Source organism: Thiomicrorhabdus heinhorstiae (assembly GCF_013391765.2).
Taxonomy (GTDB): Bacteria; Pseudomonadota; Gammaproteobacteria; order Thiomicrospirales; family Thiomicrospiraceae; genus Thiomicrorhabdus; species Thiomicrorhabdus heinhorstiae.
Map to the genome: position 1 here is coordinate 1 of NZ_JACBGI020000019.1, position 21,219 is coordinate 21,219.

Below are 21,219 nucleotides of genomic sequence, written 5' to 3' on the forward strand. Positions count from 1 at the left end.
CTAAATAATTGTTTTTTAAGATTTTTTTAAAAACTGGCATCAAAGTCGTTAATAGCTAGACAAGTTTTCGTAACTGGATTTACAAATTTTAAATTTCATCTTTTAGGAGAAAAAAATGTCTGAAGTAGTTATCCCATCATGTCTACGTCCAATTGATACTGCAGGTCTTAACAAACTTGGTGAAGCCGGTAAAGCGGATCCAAATGCAGTTAAAACCCTTAAATCAAAAACCGTTCTAGAAGGTCAGTTCAAGAACTATAACTATATTCGCGATCTTCCTGCAATCGTTGTTGATGAGCCACCTGGGCTACTAGGTGAAGATACCGCTCCAAACCCTTCTGAAATGGCGCTACTTTCTCTAGGTTCTTGTTTGTCTGTTGGTGTGCAAGCTAACGCGACTAACCGTGGTATTCCTTTGACCAAACTAGAAGTTCAACTGGAAGGTGACATCAACATCACTGCGGTTTGGGGTACAGGTGACCTTGATCCTAACAAACCACTAGGTGTAACCGAAGTACGTGCATACTTCACTATCGAATCTCCAGGTACATCTAAAGAAGTACTAGAAGAACTTGTTGCGCATGCGATGAAGTGGTCTCCAGTAGCTAACACCTATATGAACCAAGTCAAAATGTCAGGTGAATTAGTCTAAGACCTATTTATTGTGTACCGGACCTACCCCCCGGTACACAAACGCATAAGGAGATCATCATGATTGAACAAGTGATCAAAAAGTCATTAAAACCACTGACTGTCGACATTGACCATGGTAAATATACGACTGAAGTGCTATCAGAATTAGGTAAAGTCGGCGCGTTCAGCCCACACATTCCTTCTCAAAATAATGGCAATCTGGATCTTTTCAAAACCATTCAGAACATGGCGCAAGTATCAGAAGAGTGTATGTCTACAGGCTTTATGATGTGGGCTCACACTGTATGTGAATGGTACATCGAAAACTCTGAAAACGAGTGGTTGAAAAGTGAAATCCTACCGAAAATGGTAGAAGGTGAACTATTTGGCGCCACCTCGCTATCCAACCCAATGAAATACTTTGCCGGTATCGAACCGCTAAAAGTATATGCAGTTGAAACCGAAGACGGCTATCTTCTAAACGGTGCTCTACCTTGGGTTTCTAATATCTGGCCAAACTCTGACAAACACTTTTTCGGTTGTATTTTCCATGTTCAAGATGAAGCAGGAAACACCTTAAGAGATGCAATGGCATTGATTCCATGCGATCTTGAAAACCTGACTTTACAACAACAGGTTGAATTCATCGGAATGGAAGGTACCGGTACCTTTGCCATGGTATTTGACGATGCTTTCTTGCCGAAAAAATATTTACTGGCCGATCCTGTCGGACCTTACCTGCAAAAAATCAAAGCAGGCTTCGTATTACTGCAAGCCGGTATGGCTGTAGGGGTTATTCAAGGCTGTATCAACGAGATGAACAAATCGAACTTGTCTCTGAGTGCAATCAACCAATACCTGGATAACACTCCAGAAGAGCTTCAAGAAGAGCTTAACGATGCCGCAGAAATTGTTCAAGAGCTGTGCGAAAAACCATACACCCCTGGTGATGACTTTTTCAAAAGCGTTCTTGAAGTCCGTCTGTTAGGGGCAGAAATTTGCAAACGCGCTGCCGATTCAGTGATGCAGCATGCCGGTGCCAAAGGCTATATCGTGGATGCGCCGGCACAACGCAAAATGCGCGAAGCTTATTTCGTAATTATTGTCACACCATCTATCAAACATCTACGTAAAGAAATTCAACGCCTAGAAGTAGGCCTTGATGCAGCTTAACAAGCAATAGAAATGACGAAGCTGTGTCGAAAGGAGAAATGTTATGACTGAAGAGTATCGCAAGTACATCTGTAAAGTATGCGGTTTAATTTACGATGAAGAGGAAGGTGATCCGGATTCAGGCCTTGCTCCCGGGACACGCTTTGAAGATATTCCTGATGACTGGTACTGCCCACTATGTCTGGTCAGTAAAGCCGAGTTCATTCCACTGGAAGACCTGCCTAAAGCCGTAGCAGACGGCGACTTGCCAAAACACAAAATCAGTGATTATGCCGATGTGATGATTATCGGTTCCGGTTACGCGGGTTGGCAGGTTGCCGAATCCATTCGTCGAGAACTGCCTGATGCGGTTATCACATTGATTACCGCTGATGATGGAGTGGTTTATCCAAAACCATCGCTCTCTATGGCACTTCGCCAAGATCGTTCTGCAGATGACTTGAAAGAGTACAGCGCCCAACAGAAAGCGGCAGAACTGGACATTGGCGTAAAAACACTAACCCGTGTTATGACTGTTAATGAGCAACGTAAAAAAGTGACCACCACCAAAGGAAACTTCCACTACGACAAGCTGATTATCGCAACTGGCGCAAAAGCACTTAAACCACAGATTTCCGGAACGGTTGCACATGAAATGGTCACACTAAACGACCTGCCTAGCTATCGCAGATTCCGCAAAACAATCACCGAGGTTGATCACATCACCATTATCGGTGGCGGCCTAATCGGAACCGAAATGGCAGAAGACCTGATTGAAGCAGGTAAATCCGTCACTTTAATGGTTCGTGAAGAGCAATTAATGCCGGGCATGCTTCCAGAATCGATCGCAGCGGATCTGGCAGATAAGATTACAGCCAAAGGCGTCGATATTCGCTTTGGTCAGATGGTAACCGAAATGAATGGTGCCAACGGAAATTACGACCTGAAACTCAGTACCGGCGAGCAACTTTCAACCGGACTGGTATTATCGGCCATCGGTATCGCGCCGAATGTCGGGCTTGCCAAAAAATTGAATCTGGAAATCAATCGCGGCATCAAGATCAACGATTACTGCCAAACGTCTAATCCGGATGTGTATGCAATCGGCGACTGTGCTGAATCCGAAGCCGGTGTTCAAGCTTTCCTTGAACCGATTCGTCGCCAGGCAATTGCAATTGCTGCGCACTTGAAAGGTGAAATGGAACTTCCGTTCCACGCAGTGTCGCCATTGATCAAAACCAAGACATCGACACTGTCGATTATGCTTAGCCTGCCTTTGGGTATCAGCGATCAAAACGCATGGAAAACCGAAGAACACATTGGTAGCGATCAGAAATTGGTATGCAAGGATGAAGAAGACCACCTGCTTGGCTTCGCGCTAAGTGGTGAAATGGTTCACCAGGCAAACAGCCTGTACAAACAAGTTAATCCAAATATGGGCTAACTTCATGTTGCCTCCGGCCGAGTCCAACCTGGTCGGAGCAGCAAATAAACGCTAGAGACTCCCAACTCGCACCCAAGCCCCGTAAAGGGGCTTTTTTATTATATCCAGCGCAAATCCAGTTTGACTTGCTCCCCCATCTACTTATTTGCCCTTCTATCCCTGCTCAAGTACCGCACCGGCCAAAGCGGCTATGGCATGAATCACTCTGGTTCTTTTTGTACGACGAAAATCCATCATATATGGAATATTCTTTAGTACACTATCCGCCCACTCCTGAACCTCGGCACTCTCGCTTTCAAAACGCCACTCATGAGCTAGCTTATTACGCAATCGATTTAGCCTAACTAAAGAATTAACAAGAAATTGAGAATTTGAACTAGCCTTGAACCGGCCAATTTTTGCATAAAAACTCAAATCGTCATTACCTACGATACTTGTAAGGACCTCTTCAATCAGCAAATGTCCTTTCAGCAATATCATTTGCGTATCTTTATAATCGTGTAAATGACAATAAACCGCCCATTCTAATATTCCTTTAGGAATAGACATATCCCCCCTAAAAACATCTTACAAAACGGCAACTGAAGACCACAGTTCAATTATAGAGATGAACTCTATTATTCTTGATCACAAAAGCAAAACAATGAAAACACAGAGAGCCATGCTGAACGAGCAAAAAGATAATCTGTTAGGAAAGAAGAGAATATTAAACAGGATGGAAAGTTCATTGCTAATTGGGAGAGCCGAAAAAAGACCTACCCAACTAAAGCAATGAAGAATAACTATAAATACGAGGTTATTTAACTTGCAGCCCTAGCTTGCTTAAACGATAGTTGAACTGACGAGGCGTCATATCGAGCAGAGCAGCGGCCTGGGTTTTATTGCCGTGCGCCTGGTGCAAGGCTTCCATCAAACGTTCGCTTTCATCTTCAGAGACGCGCCAGTAGTTGCGCTTGCCGCCGTGATTCATGCTCTCGTCATGCGAGGAAGCCGCCACCTTATGCCGATGATGGTCCATCACTGCGACTCGGTCATTTAACATCGGTTGCATTTCGTGCTCGATCACATCCGGCTCTTTGGCAATCAAAGCCTTATGGGTGTGCGCAATTCTCGAAGCCGCCATAATACCGCTCTCTTCACTGATGATTTGCTGTATCAGATCAGCAGTAATGAAACGGTTGCTTTCCGCCATCAGAACAGCACGTTTAATGACGTTTTCCAATTGACGAATATTCCCCGGCCAATCGTAAGTTTCCAAAAAGCCCAAGGCACCTTGATCGAAAATCGTACCAACACCATATTCCTGGTTAGCCAGGTTCAGGAAGTGGCGAGATAGCAAACGAATATCGCCGTAACGGTCACGCAACGGCGGCAATTCGATCGGGAAAACATTCAGGCGGTAGAACAAGTCGAGACGGAAACGCCCTTGGTTAACGCCTTCATGCAGATCCTTGTGCGATGCGACGATAATGCGAACATCAACCGGAATCGGACGATTGGAGCCTACGCGGGTAATGGTGCGCTCTTCAAGCACTCGCAACAGTTTGGCTTGCAGCCCAAGGTCCATATCCCCGATCTCATCCAGGAACAGAGTCCCTTTGTGCGCCAGCTCGATTTTCCCCTGCTTGGTTTGCGTCGCACCGGTAAAGGCGCCTTTTTCATGCCCGAACAATTCGGATTCAAGCAAATCAAGCGGAATCGCCGCACAGTTAATGGCGATAAAAGGTCCGTCCTGACGATGCGACGAAAGATGCAGCATTCGCGAGAACTTCTCTTTACCCGTTCCGGACTCCCCTTTCAAGAGGACGGTTACCGACGCATTCGCGGCACGGGTCACCTTATTTAAGGCATCCATCAGAGCCGAACTTTCACCGATAATACCGTAATGCGACCCTTGACTGGTTGCCAGTGCTCTCAGTTGTTCGTTCTCTTCTTTCAGAATCTGCGTCTGCTGCTCAAGCATGGTGTTAACCGCGAGGATTTCACTAATGAACAAAGCGATCAGCTTAAGAATGTTCAGATCCTTATCCAAAGGACGAGTACGGCCTTTCAGACGGTTAACGGCCATAACTCCAACCGGTACACCGTTACGAATAATCGGTGTCGCGATGAAAGAAACCGGCTCCTGAGGCAAAGTCTCACGGCTGACCGTTCTGCACAAATAATCCTCTTCCAAGTCGATATCAGGAACAATCCACGGCTGACCGGAATGCATAACCTTCCCGGTAATCCCTTCGCGGATAGCAAAACGGCTGCGCGCTACTTCTTCTTCGGTCAAGCCGTAAGAGTAAGCGGTATACAGATAACCACTGGTCGGCTCCTGCAATAGCACGCGACCACGGTTTAACCCCATCTGTCTGGAGATAATACTTAAAATCGATTGAATCGCTTTTTCCGGCTGATTGGCATTTTCAATCTGCTCAGCCGCTTCTTTGATTACAATAAATTCGAAATGTTCGGCAATATCCAACATCGACATAGGCGATCCTTAATTTCTAAGGGTTTCTTCTATCAATTCGTTTTCAGTTATATAGATCAGGAGGTTTTTATGCCGATCTCATGCCACCTTTACGACCAATTGGAAATCGCCGCAATGCATAAACGCAAACTTAAGCTGGTGTTTAAAGATCCAAACCACCCGTTTCATAACCGTATCGTAAGTGTGCAGGATTTACAAACCCGCAACTCTCAGGAATATGCCTTGACGGAAAATGGTGAAACCATCGCCCTGGAAGGCCTTGATAGATTGGAAACAGTTAGTTAGTAGTGTGTTTTCAGCGCTCTGTCGAGAGCTGTAAATTCGACCTGGTTATACGTCAAAAGCCCCTGACGGGGCTTTTGAACATTGAGTGATTTACTCGGCATGCCAGGAGTATCGTTTGATCAAGAACACTGCGATAGCGTCAAGAAGGTATCCGATCACCCCGATGACAACAACCATCGCTGCCAGCGTGTCGTAAGCAAGAGTATCACGCGCATCGTTGATTGCGTAACCCAGACCGGATGTTACCCCCAGGTATTCCGCAGGAACCAATACTACCCACGCAACACCGACCGCCAGACGAATCCCTGCAAACACATCCTGTGCGATTGCCGGCATAATGACGCGACGTAACATCTGGTAACCGTCGGCACCCAGGTTTTTAGCGACACGGAACCAGTTAGGGTCGATACGCTGTACACCGTGAGCGGTACCGAAAACGATCGGCCATACGGTTGCCATAACAATCAAGAAGACAATCGCTCCATCCCAGGTTTCGAAAGCCAATACCGCGATCGGCATCCACGCCAGAGGACTGATCATTCGCAAGAACTGGAATGGCATGTTAGCCAACTGACGCATTGCCAGGAAGTAACCCATCAGAACCCCAAGCGGAACACCGATCACAATCCCCCAGAACAGACCCAACAGGATTCGTTCCAAACTGGAAACAATGGTATCCCACAGGAATTCCGTTCCCAATAGAGACCAAAGAGCCGACAGCGCAGGGCCCGGAGCAAAATCCGCAAAAGCTTCCGTATCAGGGTTGCTCTGGATCAAAACTCCCCCGATCCACCAAAGGACCAGAAGAATTGTCATACCGAAAATCGAGTTAACGGTTGTTTGTGCCCACATAGGCAGGTTTTTGAACCCCTGCGACAACTGAGTTACAAAATCAGTTGAGCGCGCAGGAGCTGCAGCTTGGGCCGTACTCATAGTTCAAACACCTCTACACGCTCGGTTGGATTCGCAGGATCAACGCCGTTGACCTTGTCCCAAACACCGAATTTATCCATCGCGTTCTTAACATACTCGTAGTTAACAAGATCCTTAGTAACAAAATCGGTATCCAACTCTTTCAAGAAAGTGGTATCACCGGTTACCAATGTCTCTTTCAATTGATCCACGATGAACTTGGTTGCTGAAGGATATGGATATGGGTTGAAGTCGATTCGACCTACTTTCCAATCTTCGTGTTCGATCGCATCTGGCTCTGCATAATGCTTAGGATCGTAGTCGGTCATGGCTTTCAATACCGCTTTCTCAGGCATAGGAAGATATTTCATACCGTCACGAGAAAGAAGTTTGGCTACTTCCGCTTTGTTCTCTTGTGCGTAAACTGCACCGCGAACGACCGCATTCATAACTTTTTGCGACCATTCTTTACGTTTTTGAACATGCTCATCATGCATACAAACTACGCAGCAAGGGTGGTTTTTCCAGATATCACCGGTAAAGCGCAACATCTTCGCGCCGGCTTTCATTTCACCGAAAGCGTTGAAAGGTTCAGCAACGATATAAGCGTCGATTTTCTTCGCTGCCAGTGCAGGAGGCATATCCGGTGGAGGCATGATCTGCAGGTTAACCTGGTTAGGTTTAAGCTCATCGGTCTGATCTTGGATAACAGGTTCAAGACCGGCATTTTTAAGCGCCATCTGCAATACGATATTATGCATTGAATACCAGTAAGGAACTGCGATCTGCTTACCGCCAAGGTCTTCGAATTTTTCAACGCCAGTGTGCTTACCGACAACTAGACCGGAACCGTTGGTATGCGCCCAACCGGTAATGGTGACAGGAAAGTTGTTGTTATAACGCATCCAAACAGGGATCGGCTTAAGGAAGTGAACCAGGTTGAACTTGTGTGCCGCAAAACCTTCGATCAAAGGAGACCAACCACGGATAAGAGTCGGCTTTTCAACTTTCAAACCTTCATCTTCAAAGAAACCTTTAGCGTGCGCAACCAAAAGTGCACTTGCATCAGTAATCGGCAAGTAACCAATTCGAACAACTTCATCAAATTCTTCATCAGCAGCCATAGCTTGGCTTGGCATAAGACTCAAACCGCCCATAGCGGCCATACCACCGGCAGCGGCCATGGAGTCTAGAATAAATTCACGACGGCCTTTCTGTGGGTTAAAAACATAATCTTCATGAGACATTGGGTTATCAGGGCTACAATATTGACACATGGGACAATCTCCTTAAAATTGGGCAAAATTAAATACTGTTAAACGGTTATTACGAGGCAAGTGCTTGTTGCGTCTGTTGAATATCTTTTTGAGCTTCGAGAGCGGCCAATTCGGCTTGTTTCGCTTGGTCAATCTTCTCGAACTCGGCAAACAGGTAATCTTTCAATTCGCCAAACTCTTCGGTTCCGCGATCACGTGGATAAGCCAGAGGAACTTCCATCGAACCGACGATTCTTCCAGGGTTGTGATTCATAATGACAACATTGTCAGCCATGGCCACTGCCTCTTCGATATCGTGAGTAACCAATACCATAGTGATACCGTAGTCGTGACAGATTTGCGCAACTTCGGTTTGCAATGCAGAACGGGTAAAGGCATCCAGAGCTGAAAACGGCTCATCCAATAAAAGCACATCAGGTTCGGTTGCCAGTGAACGGGCCAAAGCAACACGTTGCTGCTGACCACCGGAAAGCTGTTGAACGTTCTTATCTTTATGATCAGCCAGACCGACCATATCCAACAATTCTTCAACGCGCTCCTTCTTCTGTTTATAAGTACCGGCGAAAACCAAGCCCAAAGCCGCGTTTTCACGAACGGTCATCCAAGGATAAAGTGACGGCTTCTGAAACATCATGTTCCACTTTGCACTTGGTTTGGTGACAGTGTGACCGCTGATGCGCACCGCGCCTTCGGTCGGAATTAACAGACCGGCGATCATTTGTAGAAGTGTTGACTTACCGCAACCGCTTCGTCCGATCAAAGCGGTCAACTGGCCTTGAGGGATGGTTAAGTTAATATCATCCAGCGTAGGGCTAGTCTGTTTCTTGTTGTAATAATGAGTAATATCCGAGATCCAAATATTTGACGACATAAAGCCTCCTAAAACCTATAATCATTTGTATATAAGCTTTAGACAAACCAACTTTAATTTATCCAATATTTATCAATAACTTACAAAATCTTCCAACATAAACAACGCTTATATTGATCCAAAATCAATCAAAAATATTTATTTTGGACTGACAATTGCCCCAATTTGTTACAAATAGTTACACTTTGTTAAAATTTGTTATTAAAAGTCATGTTTCAGCTCACATTCCTATAAAAACAATGTTCAATTAAAGACAATTTCGTATTATTTTCCACTTAAGAAAGCGACAGATGATTCCTATCAAAAATCATGCCTTAAGTACTATTCGATTCCTCATAAAAGTACGTTAAAATTGCCCGAATACCCCCGAACCCGATTAAGGGCACACAATTAAATCTACCGAGTTAAATTAAATGAATAACAAATACATGGTTTCCTGGGATCAATTACATCGAGATTGTCGCAGCCTTTGTCGCCACTTAATCAACTTAGAACATGAATGGCAAGGCATTATTGCCATTACACGCGGAGGCATGATTCCAGCGGGAATCATCGCCAGAGAACTAGGTATCCGCATTGTCGATACCATCTCAGTGAGAACCTACAGCCACCAAACTATCAGCGAACCGCAAGTGCTGAACGATGTTACCGCCACTCAAAACGGTGCCGGTTATCTATTAATAGACGATCTGGTGGATACAGGAAAAACCGCACAATTTGTCCGTGAACGTTTACCGCAGGCTTATTTTGCGACTGTGTACGCCAAACCGGAAGGCAAACCTCTGGTCGATGCTTTTATTACCGAGGTCCCTCAAGATACCTGGATATTTTTCCCTTGGGACCTGGATTTGGATTACGCCAAACCGATTTCCAAACATGCCGATGAATAAACGATCTAGAGACTATTCATCAGACAAAAAAATAGCCGGAATATCCGGCTATTTTTTTAAATTAAGAGAGGTCTTTCCAGCTTTCACATTCAGGATTGGATTAACTTCTCAACACGCAACTTGGCAATCTTAATCAATTCACGCAGTGCGATCGGCCACTCATCATCGGTCGAGAACCCAAGCCTTTGTTGCATAAGACGTAATATCTGCTCTTTATTCATACCGCTTACGGCAACCACAAACGGAAAGCCCATTTTGTCTTCATATGCAAGGTTCAGTTGAGCAAACAACTCCATCTCCTCGGCACTTAACTCATTCAAACCGGCCTGCTGCTGTTCGGAGGAAGAAAACCCGGGTTGTGCCTGAGAGACACCAAGTTTTGGATGTTCGCACAATGCAACCTTCTGCTGCTCCATAGAAGCACTCAGCAGCAACTGCTGCAAAGCAAATTGTATTTCCGAAACCGAAGCAAACGGACGTCGGCTGGCTAAAGTCGGTAAAACCCATTCACAGTGCTCTAGCAAATCCTTACAAAAATCGACAAACTCGCTTTCATCAAGTTGGTTTAATTCATCTAATGTCATAGTAACCCTCTTAGTCCTAACCCGATTTCAGCAAATCCGTCTGAGCATTTTCCAATTCAGGGTAATGAAACAGATGCCAATGCTGGGCGATCTGCTCGCGAGTACATACCCAAACCTTCGGTTTTGACAAGATATATTCAATAAAGCGTTTTAACCCCGCCAATCGTCCAGGACGCCCGACCAATCGACAATGCAAACCGATAGAAAGCATCTTCGGTGCTTCGGCACCCTCCTCGTACAACACATCGAAACTATCTTTCAAATACTGAAAAAACTGCTCGGAAGTATGAAAGCCTTGAGCGGTGGCAAAACGCATATCATTAACGTCCAGCGTGTATGGCACAACTAAATGCGGGTTCGGCGTCATTCCATGCAACCAGTATGGCAAATCATCGGCATAAGAGTCGGAATCGTATAAAGGTTGAACCATATCCAGCAGAAGACGACGAGAAGCACTGCTGGTGCGCCCGATATACCAACCGGACGGCTCTTTACCCGTCAACCGGGTATGAATCTCCAACGCTTTGTACAGATGTTCACGTTCAATCTCTTCGGAAATCTGTGCATAGTCGACCCATTTGTAACCATGGCTAGCAATTTCCCAGCCGGAATCCAGCATTGCCTCGACCGCGTCTGGATTGCGCTGCATGGCCATTGCAACCGCAAAAACCGTAACCGGCAGTTCATAACGGTCAAATAAGCGTTTCAATCGCCAGAAACCGGCGCGACCGCCATACTCATATACCGATTCCATATTCATATGGCGTTGCCCAGGCCATGGCTGCGCACCGACAATCTCGGACAAGAACGCTTCGGAAGCAGGATCGCCGTGTAAGATACAGTTCTCACCGCCCTCTTCGTAATTGATTACAAACTGTACGGCAATTTTGGCTTCGTCAGGCCAGTGAGCCTGAGGCGGACGAGCACCGTAACCGAAAAAGTCACGATCATAATTATTCTCCATATCCTGTCCTCCATTGAGCATCCTGCTCATTTCAGTTTGTTATTTTTTTAATCCCAAATACCAGTTATTTAGAAGATCTCTCTCTTCATCGGTCATAGCCGTTAAGTTTCCCAAAGGCATAGCATGGGTCAGCACGGTTTGTGCATAAATCGCATCCGCCTGTCCTTCGATCTGCGCACGCGTTTCTAAAGAGACACCTTTCGGTGGTTGAGCAAATGCCGGATCGGAAGGATTCTGCGCATGACAGGTTGCACAACGCTGGGCAACAATCGGCGCAATAGTTTCAAAACCGACTTCACTGGTCATCAGCGAAACATCCGGTTTTTTCGGGTAAGTCAGATAAGCGAGAAGCGCCATCAACACCGCCGCCGCCGGCAACATCCAACGATAGATTTTACCGCGGTTTTTCAAATTGAAGAAATGACGAACAAAGATACCGATCAAGGCAATCGCCGCCAGAATCAGCCAATTGTATTCAGCCCCGAAAGTCATCGGATAATGGCCGCTGATCATAATAAACAGCACCGGCAGCGTGAAATAGTTATTGTGCAGCGAACGTTGGAAACCAAGCTTACCGATTTTGCCGTCCGGTTCTTTACCGTTCTCCAGAGCATCAACCATCGCTCTCTGAGACGGCATAATGCCGAAAAAGACATTCGCCGCCATAATGGTACCGATCATGGCACCGACATGCAGAAAGGCCGCTCGAGGACTCAACAGTTGGGTCAAGACCCAGGCCGCCAAAGTCAGAAACAGGAAGATGACAATGAAAAAAACAACCGGACGATCGCCTAACGGGCTTTTACACAAAGCATCATAGACCAGCCAGCCGACCAGAAGCGAGCCCAAACCGATGATAACCGCCAGCGCCGGACTGAGTTCGGCAACGCCCGGATCGATCATACTTAAGGAAGGATTTAGATAGAACACCACCAGCAGCAGAAGCATCCCGGTAATCCAGGTAAAGTATGCTTCCCACTTGAACCAGTGCAAGACCGACGGCAATTTTTCCGGAGCGACCTCATATTTCTGCACATGATAAAAACCGCCGCCATGCACCGACCAGAGATCACCGGAAACTCCGTCGGGCAAACCTGGCTTATTGCGCTCCAGATTACCTTCCAGCCAGTTGAAATAGAAAGAGGCGCCAATCCAGGCGATTCCGACAATCAGGTGAATCCATTTCAGATTCAAATTGATCCAGTCTAAGATTTGAGGATCCATAGAGCTCTCCGCTTAGGGTAACGTCTGGGAAATCCGTTAGCGCAAGGGCCTTGAATCTTATGGATTTCGCAGAATTATTCCGGTTTTAACAAAGCATACAAGTCGGTTTCGACCGACTTATCTTTTAAGAACAATCCATGCTGAATATGATCGATATGCTCGCGCATCAAACTTTCCGCCTCATCCGGTTGCCCGTTTACAATCACTTCAACCAAGGCACTGTGATCATTGCAAGCACAACCACCGGAACCTGACAGGTTATATTGAGAAACAATCAATGAAGTACGGGCGATCAGCTTCTTGGCCATTTCCGCCAAGGGTTGATTTCCGGCCGCTTCCACCAGATAAAAGTGAAATTCGGTCGATTTTCGCAAGCCTTTGGCGCGATTTCCCATCTCAAACAAACGGGATTCTTCACGAACCATCGAGTACAGCATCTCTACCTGATAGGGCGTCAGCTTTCCTGTGATCATGCTTGCCAAAGCCCCTTCGACAACTTTGCGCGCTTCAAAAAACTGCGCTACTTCTTCGGGAGAAGTCATCACGACACTGGCGCCGACATTCGGTTTAATCTCGACAACCCCCTCGTGCGACAGACGCAACAGCACACGGCGAATAATCGTTCGGCTCACACCAAAGATTTCCGCCAACGGTTCTTCCGTCAAGCGCGCTCCGGGTTGAAGCTTCTGCTCTAAAATCACATCGAACAAGCGATCGTAAATAACCTGCTCCTGGTTTCTAGAACTTTTTGATTTCTCCATTCTGCCTGCTCCCATCCTCGGAAGGGTTGATTCATTCAGCATCAATATCAACCCAGATTGTATACAATATAAAAAACAACAACAACGAATTTTTTATGATTTTTTTGAAAAACTTTGCAAAAAACTAACTTAAAAGCCTTGTAACACCCGCTCCAGGCAAGTGTTCGAAAAACGACCGAATCTAAGTGTTTTAAAGGAATTTCTCCCTACAAGTGCTTTAATCGCTGCCAATCACGCCAAAAAACCGCTATTTTCCTGATGAAATAAACAGTTACGGCCGCGCGCGGAATTCCCATTTTTCATTACATTGACTATTTTAATACGAATTGCGTCCAAGATTCTCTAAAGCCGTATCCAAGAGGACTTTTCTGACAATAAAAAACAATTAAAACGCTAGAAATGCATATAAAATTGTGTACAATCGTAAAAACAACCATTAATCATAAGAGTGACACCCCATGTCGCAAGCAAATTTAAGCACCCATATTCTTGACGCCAGCCTGGGCAAACCGGCCGGCGGAGTCCCTATCACACTTTATAAAATTGAAGATGACGGCGAAACAGAGATTTGCAGCCTGACTACGAATAGCGACGGCCGTACCGACCACGGATTTTTTCCTGAAGGCTGCATGCAGAGCGGTGTATATAAATTGGTGTTTGCCGTAGAGGACTACCTGCAAACCGTCCATAAGGATTTGATCGGAGAGATGCCTTTCTGGGGCAATATTTCGATTGAATTCCGTATCGGTGATCTGAACCGCTCTTATCACATCCCGCTCCTGCTCAGCCCATACAGCTACAGTACCTACCGCGGCAGTTGAATAGACAGAATTTTAAGGAAGCATTATGAGCCAACCTATTCGTTTTCTACTTGGCACCGAGCCGGTCGAATTAAAGGACGTCCCACCGACACAAACGGTTCTCAATTATTTACGCGAGAATGGTTTCACAGGCTGCAAGGAAGGCTGTGCCGAAGGTGACTGCGGCGCCTGTACGACCGTAATCGGTGAATTGAAAGACGGACGTGTTCACTATAAAGCGATCAATGCCTGCATCCACTTCATGCCGATGCTTGACGGAAAGCAGCTGATTAACGTCGAACACCTGGCGGAAAACCAGACACCGCATCCGGTGCAATCCGCCTTGGCCGAACAACACGCAACCCAATGCGGTTTCTGCTCGCCGGGGTTCGTCATGTCCGGAGCCGCGCTCTATATGAATCTGGCCGAAAAAGACTATGCCGAACAGATCAGCAAACTTGAGCCGGATGCTTTAACCGATTTCATCAATGAAACCTTCTCCGGCAACCTGTGCCGCTGTACCGGCTACGGTCCGATTATCGAAGCGGCCAGACAATTCATCGCCTTGGGTAGCGAGCAAACGAGCGCTTCTCACCTGAATACTCAAGCTGTCATGGACGCCCTACAGGAAATCGCTCCCAAAGAAGACAAATACTATAGCTGTGAAGGCTTGGAATATTTTCAACCGAGCACTCTGGCCAGCTTGTGTCAGATTCTAGCGCAGAACCCTCAGGCACATATTGTCGCCGGAGCCACCGATCTCGGGCTATGGGTTTCCAAACAACATCGAACGCTGTCAACGCTGGTCAATCTTGGACAGATTCCCGAGCTGAAGACACTTGAGGTGAAAGACGACAAACTGATTATCGGAGCCTCGGTCAGTTACAGTGCTGCCTTCGATTCTCTGTGCCAATACTATCCGGAACTGCAGGATTATCTCTGGCGTCACAGTTCGACACAGATTCGTAACAGCGGAACCCTGGTCGGCAATATCGCCAACGGTTCGCCGATCGGCGACATGCCGCCGCCGCTCATCGCTCTCGGTGCCGAAATTCGTCTGCAAAGCAAAGAAGGCGAACGGTTACTGCCGCTTGAAGATTACTTCATTGCCTATGGCAAGCAGGACTTGCATGCAGGTGAATTTATCAAGCAGATCGAATTACCGATCCTGCGCAAGGATACGGCCAAATTCCGCGTCTATAAAATCTCCAAGCGCTTCGCTCAGGACATCTCCGCCGTCAGCGGCTCCTTCCATATCGACTTTGACGGCAACACCGTCACTGATGCGCGTATCTGCTTCGGCGGCATGGCGGCCACTCCGTTGCGAGCCGGAAAGACCGAAAATTTCCTGATCGGACGCAGCTGGAATCAAGACACTGTGCAGCAAGTTCAAGTTCTACTCGCCGAAGACTATACACCAATCAGCGATTTCCGCGCCTCATCCGATTACCGTATGCAGGTAGCACAAAACTTGCTGTACAAGTTCTATATCGAAACCTCTACTCAGGACATTGCCGTGCCGATTCAGGTCAGTCATCAAGGAGGAATCAAACATGCTTGATACCGTCTCCCAACCGCTAAAAAGCGGCGTTCGCGCCCCGATCAAGCACGACAGTGCGGAAAAACATCTTGACGGCGGAGCTCGTTATATCGACGATCTGCCGGAACCACAGGCACTGCTCCACCTGCACGTTGCCCAAAGTGAATGCGCCCATGCACAGGTTTTGAGCATGGATCTGGAGGCGGTCAAAAGCTATCCCGGCGTCGTCAAGGTACTGACCGCGGAGGACATCCCCGGTAAAAACGACTTCGCCGCCGTGACCGAAGGCGATCCGGTTTTGGTGAAAGACTTGGTCGAGTACCTCGGTCAGGCGCTGTTTGTGGTCGCCGCCGAATCGATCGGCATTGCACGCAAAGCAGCCGGACTGGCGAAAGTCGAATATCAGGAACTGCCGGCAATCCTCGATGTGCGCGACGCCTTGCAGAAAAAATCCTTTGTTCTGGAAAGCAAACGTTTTCTGCGCGGAGAACCGCAGGAAAAGCTGGCTCAAAGTACCCATCGCATCCAGGGCGAAATCGAAATCGGCGGACAGGATCACTTCTACCTGGAATCGAATATCGCCCTGGCCATCCCCGGAGAAGACCAGGATATTAAGGTTTACAGCTCCACCCAACACCCTTCGGAAGTACAACACACCTGCGCCAAGGTATTGGGCGTCGCCGATCACAACATTAATATCGAAGTACGCCGCATGGGCGGTGGCTTCGGTGGAAAGGAATCGCAACCGGCGCAGATCGCCGCAATTACCGCTCTGTGCGCTTCCATCTGTCGTCGTCCGGCCAAATTGCGCCTCGATCGCGATCTGGATATGACCCTGACCGGCAAACGCCACGATTATGTCATCGGTTACGATGTCGGCTTCGACGATCAAGGCCTCATTCAGGCGGTTCGCTATGAAGCCGCTTCGCGTTGCGGCATGTCTGCCGACCTGTCAGCATCGATCAACGACCGTACCATGTTCCACCTCGATAATGCCTACTATCTGGACAATGTCGAAATCGTCTCGCATCGCTGCAAGACGCACACGGTATCCAACACCGCTTTCCGCGGTTTCGGCGGCCCGCAGGGCATGGTGGCAATGGAACGGGTCATCGACGAGATCGCCTATCACCTCGGGCTGGATCCGTTGGAAGTGCGCAAGCGCAACTACTACGGTATCGACGAGCGTAATATCACCCCTTACCACATGCCGGTGACCGACAATATCATCCACGAAATCACCGCCGAGCTGGAAGCGGATTCCGACTATGCCGCCCGCCGCGAGCAGTTGATCGAATTCAATCGAACCAGCCCGTTTATTAAAAAGGGGCTGGCGATGACGCCGGTCAAATTCGGTATCTCTTTTACCGCCACCCACCTTAACCAGGCCGGAGCTCTGTTGCACATCTACAGTGACGGTTCGATCCATCTCAACCACGGCGGAACCGAGATGGGTCAGGGCCTGTTTACCAAAGTAGCGCAGATTGTCGCCGAAGTTTTTCAGGTGGAAGTCGAACGCATAAAAATCACCGCCACCAATACCGAAAAGGTTCCGAACACCTCCCCGACCGCCGCTTCAAGTGGTTGCGACTTGAACGGAAAGGCCGCGGAAAACGCCGCCCTGATCATCAAACAGCGTTTGACGGAATTTGCCGGACAGCACTATGGCGTCGATGCCGACATGATCCGCTTCACTCCATCCGGCGTTCAGGTCGGCGGACACAAGGTTCCGTTTAATCAACTGGTCATGCAGGCTTATCTGGCCCGAGTATCCTTGTCGACAACCGGCTTCTACCGCACCCCGAAAATCCACTTCGATCAAAGCCAGGGCAAGGGTCATCCATTTTTCTACTTCGCCTACGGCGCTGCTGTCACCGAAGTCAGCCTGGATACCTTGACCGGCGAATACAAAGTCGACCGCGTCGATGTGGTTCACGACTGCGGCGCCAGCATCAACCCGGCGATCGACATGGGGCAGGTCGAAGGCGGCTTTATTCAGGGTATGGGCTGGCTGACAACCGAAGAATTGGTGTACGACACATCCGGACGCCTGCGCACCCATGCACCGTCTACCTATAAGATTCCGGCCTGCGGAGACCGTCCGAAAGAATTCAATATCCGTCTGCGTTGCGATGCCAACCGTGAAGACACCGTTTACCGCTCCAAGGCGGTCGGCGAACCGCCCTTAATGCTCGGTATCAGCGTGTTCAACGCTCTGAACAATGCCGTCGCCAGCCTGGCCGACTATCAGGCTTGTCCGCCTTTAACGGCTCCGGCTACCCCGGAAAATCTGTTAAAAGCTTGCCGTGCCATCCAAATCCCATCCGAGGCGGCTTATGCTTAACTGGTCAAAAATCGCCGCGCAAGCAGATGGAGAGGAAGCTTTCGTCCTGATCTCGGTCGGGAAAGTCAAAGGCTCTTCTCCTCGCGAAACCGGTGCCAAAATGCTGGTATGGCAAGATCGAATTCTCGGCACCATCGGTGGCGGCAATATGGAATTGCAAGCGATCAAGCGTGCCCGGGCATCTTTACAAAATCCATTCAACACTGGCAAGATCGACCGTACTCAGACGCCATTGATTCCGAAATTCGACCAGTGCTGCGGTGGCGTAGTGGAACTGATCTTCGAACATATCCAGCCGCAAAACTGTCAATGGCTGCAAGCACTGCGTCATTACTTGCAGAAGCCAAGCGGATACCGCTATCTGCAAACCGATTTGCGGCTGGCGCAACGCCGACTGCTGAACAAAGAACAGTTCGAACAGATTCTGGTCGATGATGTCTTCTGCGAGAGAATCGAACCGCATCACTTCCCGCTCTATCTGTTCGGTTGCGGTCATGTCGGCCGGGCACTGATGCAGCAATTGCAAGCTTTCGACGCCCAGATTGTCTGTATCGATTCGCGCCCCGAGCAATTCCCGGATCAAGAACAGGATAACGTCGAATTCATCTGTGACAGCAACTGGCAACCCCATCTTGAGGCTGCGCCGGATAATGCTTACTTCCTGGTCTTCACCCATAGCCATCAGCTCGACTACCAGATTGCCGAAGCGATCTTGAAACGTGATCGTCACAACTTCTTCGGCCTGATCGGCTCCAGAACCAAACGCGTTCGCTTCGAGCGGCAATTCCGTCAGACAGGTGTCGATGAAACGTGCCTCGAAAAGATGCACTGTCCAATCGGTTTACCGGAGCTGAAAGGAAAAGCCCCGCAAATCATCGCCGCTTCGGTTGTCGCTCAACTGCTGATCGAACGCGAAAAAAACGCCAAACAACAAACTTCTCCGTTAGCCAAGGAAACCATTTATGTGTGATTGTCCGCACCATTTCACCGAAGAAAACCGCTCTTTAATGCGCAAAGCGATTGCGCTCTCCAAAGAGAAAATGGAAGCCGGTTTCGGCGGCCCTTTCGGGGCGATTATCACCAAGGACGGCAAAGTGATTGCCGAAGGTTACAATCAGGTCACGTCTTCCAACGACCCGACCGCTCACGCGGAAGTCACCGCCATCCGCAACGCCTGTCAGGCTCTAGGGACTTTCGATCTGAAGGGTTGTGAAATCTATACCAGCTGCGAACCCTGCCCGATGTGCCTGAGCGCCATCTACTGGGCCCGTCTCGACAAAATTTATTATGCCAACAGCCGGGAGGACGCCGCGGAAATCGGTTTTGACGACGCCCTGCTGTATGACGAAATTCCCAAACCGATCGAACAGCGCAGCATTCCGACCGAACGCCTGCTGGAAGATGAAGCCATAAAACCCTTTAAAGACTGGCAGGCCAAAGAAGACAAAGTTCCTTATTAGGGATTCTTTCGCTTATCGAGCTTAGAGACCGATTCCACGCAACCGATTTAATTGTCAAAAGGAGATCCGATGACTCCGCGATTGCAACTGAAACAGATCACCAAGGCCTTTCCCGGCTGTCTCGCCAATGACCGCGTCGATCTGAAAATTCAACCGGGCGAGATACACGCTCTGCTCGGTGAAAACGGCGCCGGCAAGAGTACCCTGGTAAAAATGATTTACGGCCTGATGCAGCCGGATTCCGGTCAGATATTCTGGCAGGGTGAAGAAGTCATCATGCAGAATCCGAAAATGGCACGCAGTCTTGGGATCGGTATGGTCTTCCAGCACTTTTCACTTTTCGAAGCGATGACCGTGCTGGAAAACATCGCGGTCGGCATGGATCAGGCTGTCGATCTGAAAACGCTCGAGAAACAGCTGGTGGAAATTTCCGCCGATTACGGTTTGCAGATTGATCCGCGCAAAGCGATTCATGATCTGTCGGTCGGTGAACGCCAGAGGGTGGAAATTCTCCGCTGCCTGCTGCAGCAACCCAAACTGCTGATTATGGACGAACCGACTTCGGTACTGACGCCTCAAGAGGTCGAAAAATTATTCGTTACCTTGAAGCGGTTGGCATCCGAAGGTGTCTCTATTCTATATATCAGCCATAAGCTGGACGAAATCAAAACTCTGTGTCACAGCGCGACTATTTTGCGCGGCGGTCGCTTTATCGAAACGCTTGACCCGACGCAGGAAACTCCGGCCGCCATGGCACAACGCATGGTCGGTGAAAAAATCACCCCGCCGAAACGCACTGAAAAAACCGCTTACGGCAAAGAAATCATTCGCGTGCAAAATCTATCGGTTGAATCCGACCAACCGTTCGGCAACGATCTCAAGGAGATCAGCTTTCAGATTCGCGAAGGCGAAATTCTCGGCGTAGCCGGTATTGCCGGTAACGGTCAGACCGAACTGCTGGAAGCGCTTTCCGGAGAAGTCGACACCCCGATCGACAGCATTGTCATCCAGGGACGTCCAAGCGGGAATCTGCCGTCCAATCAACGACGTATGATCGGCATGGCTTACGTTCCCGAAGAGCGTCTCGGGCACGGGTCGGTACCGGACGAATCTTTGCACTCCAATGCCCTATTGAGTGGTTATCAAGCCAAAAAACTCCTCAATCGCGGCTTTATCGACCACAAAAAATGCAGCGACTATGCTAATCACATCTGTGACAAATACAAGGTCAAACAATCCGGCATCAACTCCGCCGCCAAAAGCTTATCCGGCGGAAATCTGCAGAAATTCATCGTCGGTCGTGAAATCGAACAGGGACCCAGTCTGCTGATCGCCGCCCAGCCGACCTGGGGTGTCGATGCCGGTGCCGCCGCCGCCATTCATCAATCGATTATCGATCTGGCGCAGAAAAACAGTGCTGTGCTGGTACTGTCGCAAGATCTCGACGAACTGTTTGCAATCTGCGATGCCATCTGTGTGATCTATGAAGGACGCCTGTCGGCCACCTATCCGATTTCGGCGATCAGCCGCGAAGAGATCGGCTTGCTGATGGGCGGGATTACTCCACCACTTTCAACCCCAGCGCAAACAGCATAAGGA

The 21,219-nt window shown here is 48.4% G+C and carries 20 protein-coding genes and 1 pseudogene; 12 read left to right on the forward strand and 9 right to left on the reverse strand.

Annotated elements, in window-relative coordinates; translation table 11 throughout:
* Positions 1–115 precede the first annotated feature (115 nt).
* The 4 genes and pseudogenes from H8792_RS08995 to H8792_RS09005 all read left to right on the forward strand — a co-directional run bounded on the left by H8792_RS08995 (position 116) and on the right by H8792_RS09005 (position 3,229).
* Positions 116–652, forward strand: coding sequence for an OsmC family protein (locus H8792_RS08995; protein ID WP_185978623.1), 537 nt, complete (start codon positions 116–118; stop codon positions 650–652).
* A gap of 59 nt (positions 653–711) precedes the next feature.
* Positions 712–1,806, forward strand: coding sequence for an acyl-CoA dehydrogenase family protein (locus H8792_RS09000; RefSeq protein WP_185978624.1), 1,095 nt, complete (start codon positions 712–714; stop codon positions 1,804–1,806).
* Between the two features lie 43 nt (positions 1,807–1,849).
* Positions 1,850–2,023: pseudogene (rd, locus tag H8792_RS12615) on the forward strand (rubredoxin); the annotation flags it as partial.
* A 63-nt stretch (positions 2,024–2,086) separates the two neighbouring features.
* Complete coding sequence (locus H8792_RS09005) at positions 2,087–3,229, forward strand: NAD(P)/FAD-dependent oxidoreductase (protein ID WP_228767050.1); 1,143 nt, start codon at positions 2,087–2,089, stop codon at positions 3,227–3,229.
* Positions 3,230–3,382: 153 nt separating this feature from the next.
* Here the strand turns inward: H8792_RS09005 and H8792_RS09010 are convergent, their stop codons facing one another.
* Positions 3,383–3,778: a hypothetical protein gene (locus tag H8792_RS09010; RefSeq protein ID WP_185978626.1), complete on the reverse strand. Its 396-nt coding sequence runs from the start codon at positions 3,776–3,778 to the stop codon at positions 3,383–3,385.
* Positions 3,779–4,025: 247 nt separating this feature from the next.
* Positions 4,026–5,708: a sigma-54 interaction domain-containing protein gene (locus tag H8792_RS09015; protein WP_185978627.1), complete on the reverse strand. Its 1,683-nt coding sequence runs from the start codon at positions 5,706–5,708 to the stop codon at positions 4,026–4,028.
* Positions 5,709–5,777: 69 nt separating this feature from the next.
* Between H8792_RS09015 and H8792_RS09020 the strand changes: the two genes are divergently transcribed.
* On the forward strand, positions 5,778–5,993 hold the full coding sequence (locus tag H8792_RS09020) for a Rho-binding antiterminator (protein WP_185978628.1): 216 nt from the start codon (positions 5,778–5,780) through the stop codon (positions 5,991–5,993).
* A gap of 90 nt (positions 5,994–6,083) precedes the next feature.
* Here the strand turns inward: H8792_RS09020 and H8792_RS09025 are convergent, their stop codons facing one another.
* From H8792_RS09025 to H8792_RS09035, 3 genes are read right to left on the reverse strand one after another with little or no spacing between them, the layout of a single operon-like run.
* Entirely contained in the window at positions 6,084–6,926 is an 843-nt protein-coding gene (locus H8792_RS09025; protein ID WP_228767049.1) for an ABC transporter permease, read from the reverse strand.
* Positions 6,923–8,182, reverse strand: a complete 1,260-nt coding sequence (locus H8792_RS09030) for an ABC transporter substrate-binding protein (protein ID WP_185978629.1) — start codon at positions 8,180–8,182, stop codon at positions 6,923–6,925. The genes H8792_RS09025 and H8792_RS09030 overlap by 4 nt, the downstream gene beginning before the upstream one ends.
* A gap of 49 nt (positions 8,183–8,231) precedes the next feature.
* Positions 8,232–9,053 (reverse strand): ABC transporter ATP-binding protein, encoded by an 822-nt coding sequence (locus H8792_RS09035; protein WP_185978630.1) that lies wholly within the window; start codon positions 9,051–9,053, stop codon positions 8,232–8,234.
* A gap of 413 nt (positions 9,054–9,466) precedes the next feature.
* Here H8792_RS09035 and gpt point away from each other — a divergent pair, with 413 nt between their 5' ends.
* Positions 9,467–9,943 (forward strand): xanthine phosphoribosyltransferase, encoded by a 477-nt coding sequence (gene gpt / locus H8792_RS09040; RefSeq protein ID WP_185978631.1) that lies wholly within the window; start codon positions 9,467–9,469, stop codon positions 9,941–9,943.
* Between the two features lie 89 nt (positions 9,944–10,032).
* Here gpt and uraD read toward each other — a convergent pair whose 3' ends face one another.
* From uraD to H8792_RS09060, 4 genes are all read right to left on the reverse strand, one after another.
* Positions 10,033–10,527: a 2-oxo-4-hydroxy-4-carboxy-5-ureidoimidazoline decarboxylase gene (gene uraD / locus H8792_RS09045; RefSeq protein WP_185978632.1), complete on the reverse strand. Its 495-nt coding sequence runs from the start codon at positions 10,525–10,527 to the stop codon at positions 10,033–10,035.
* A gap of 16 nt (positions 10,528–10,543) precedes the next feature.
* Positions 10,544–11,491: an allantoinase PuuE gene (gene puuE, locus H8792_RS09050; RefSeq protein WP_185978633.1), complete on the reverse strand. Its 948-nt coding sequence runs from the start codon at positions 11,489–11,491 to the stop codon at positions 10,544–10,546.
* Between the two features lie 39 nt (positions 11,492–11,530).
* A complete protein-coding gene (locus H8792_RS09055; protein WP_185978634.1) occupies positions 11,531–12,715 on the reverse strand; it encodes a urate hydroxylase PuuD in 1,185 nt (394 codons plus the stop codon).
* Between the two features lie 74 nt (positions 12,716–12,789).
* Positions 12,790–13,476, reverse strand: coding sequence for a GntR family transcriptional regulator (locus H8792_RS09060; protein WP_185978635.1), 687 nt, complete (start codon positions 13,474–13,476; stop codon positions 12,790–12,792).
* A 458-nt stretch (positions 13,477–13,934) separates the two neighbouring features.
* On the opposite strand from H8792_RS09060, the gene uraH reads away from it, so the two are divergent.
* The 6 genes from uraH to H8792_RS09090 all read left to right on the forward strand — a co-directional run bounded on the left by uraH (position 13,935) and on the right by H8792_RS09090 (position 21,216).
* A complete protein-coding gene (gene uraH, locus H8792_RS09065) occupies positions 13,935–14,297 on the forward strand; it encodes a hydroxyisourate hydrolase (protein ID WP_185978636.1) in 363 nt (120 codons plus the stop codon).
* 25 nt (positions 14,298–14,322) lie between these two features.
* Positions 14,323–15,837: a xanthine dehydrogenase small subunit gene (xdhA, locus tag H8792_RS09070; protein WP_185978637.1), complete on the forward strand. Its 1,515-nt coding sequence runs from the start codon at positions 14,323–14,325 to the stop codon at positions 15,835–15,837.
* Positions 15,830–18,160 (forward strand): xanthine dehydrogenase molybdopterin binding subunit, encoded by a 2,331-nt coding sequence (gene xdhB, locus H8792_RS09075; RefSeq protein ID WP_185978638.1) that lies wholly within the window; start codon positions 15,830–15,832, stop codon positions 18,158–18,160. The genes xdhA and xdhB overlap by 8 nt, the downstream gene beginning before the upstream one ends.
* Complete coding sequence (gene xdhC / locus H8792_RS09080; RefSeq protein ID WP_185978639.1) at positions 18,153–19,130, forward strand: xanthine dehydrogenase accessory protein XdhC; 978 nt, start codon at positions 18,153–18,155, stop codon at positions 19,128–19,130. The genes xdhB and xdhC overlap by 8 nt, the downstream gene beginning before the upstream one ends.
* Entirely contained in the window at positions 19,123–19,620 is a 498-nt protein-coding gene (locus tag H8792_RS09085) for a nucleoside deaminase (RefSeq protein ID WP_185978640.1), read from the forward strand. Before xdhC ends, H8792_RS09085 begins: the two co-directional genes overlap by 8 nt.
* 69 nt (positions 19,621–19,689) lie before the next feature.
* Positions 19,690–21,216, forward strand: a complete 1,527-nt coding sequence (locus H8792_RS09090) for an ABC transporter ATP-binding protein (protein WP_185978641.1) — start codon at positions 19,690–19,692, stop codon at positions 21,214–21,216.
* Positions 21,217–21,219 lie beyond the last annotated feature (3 nt).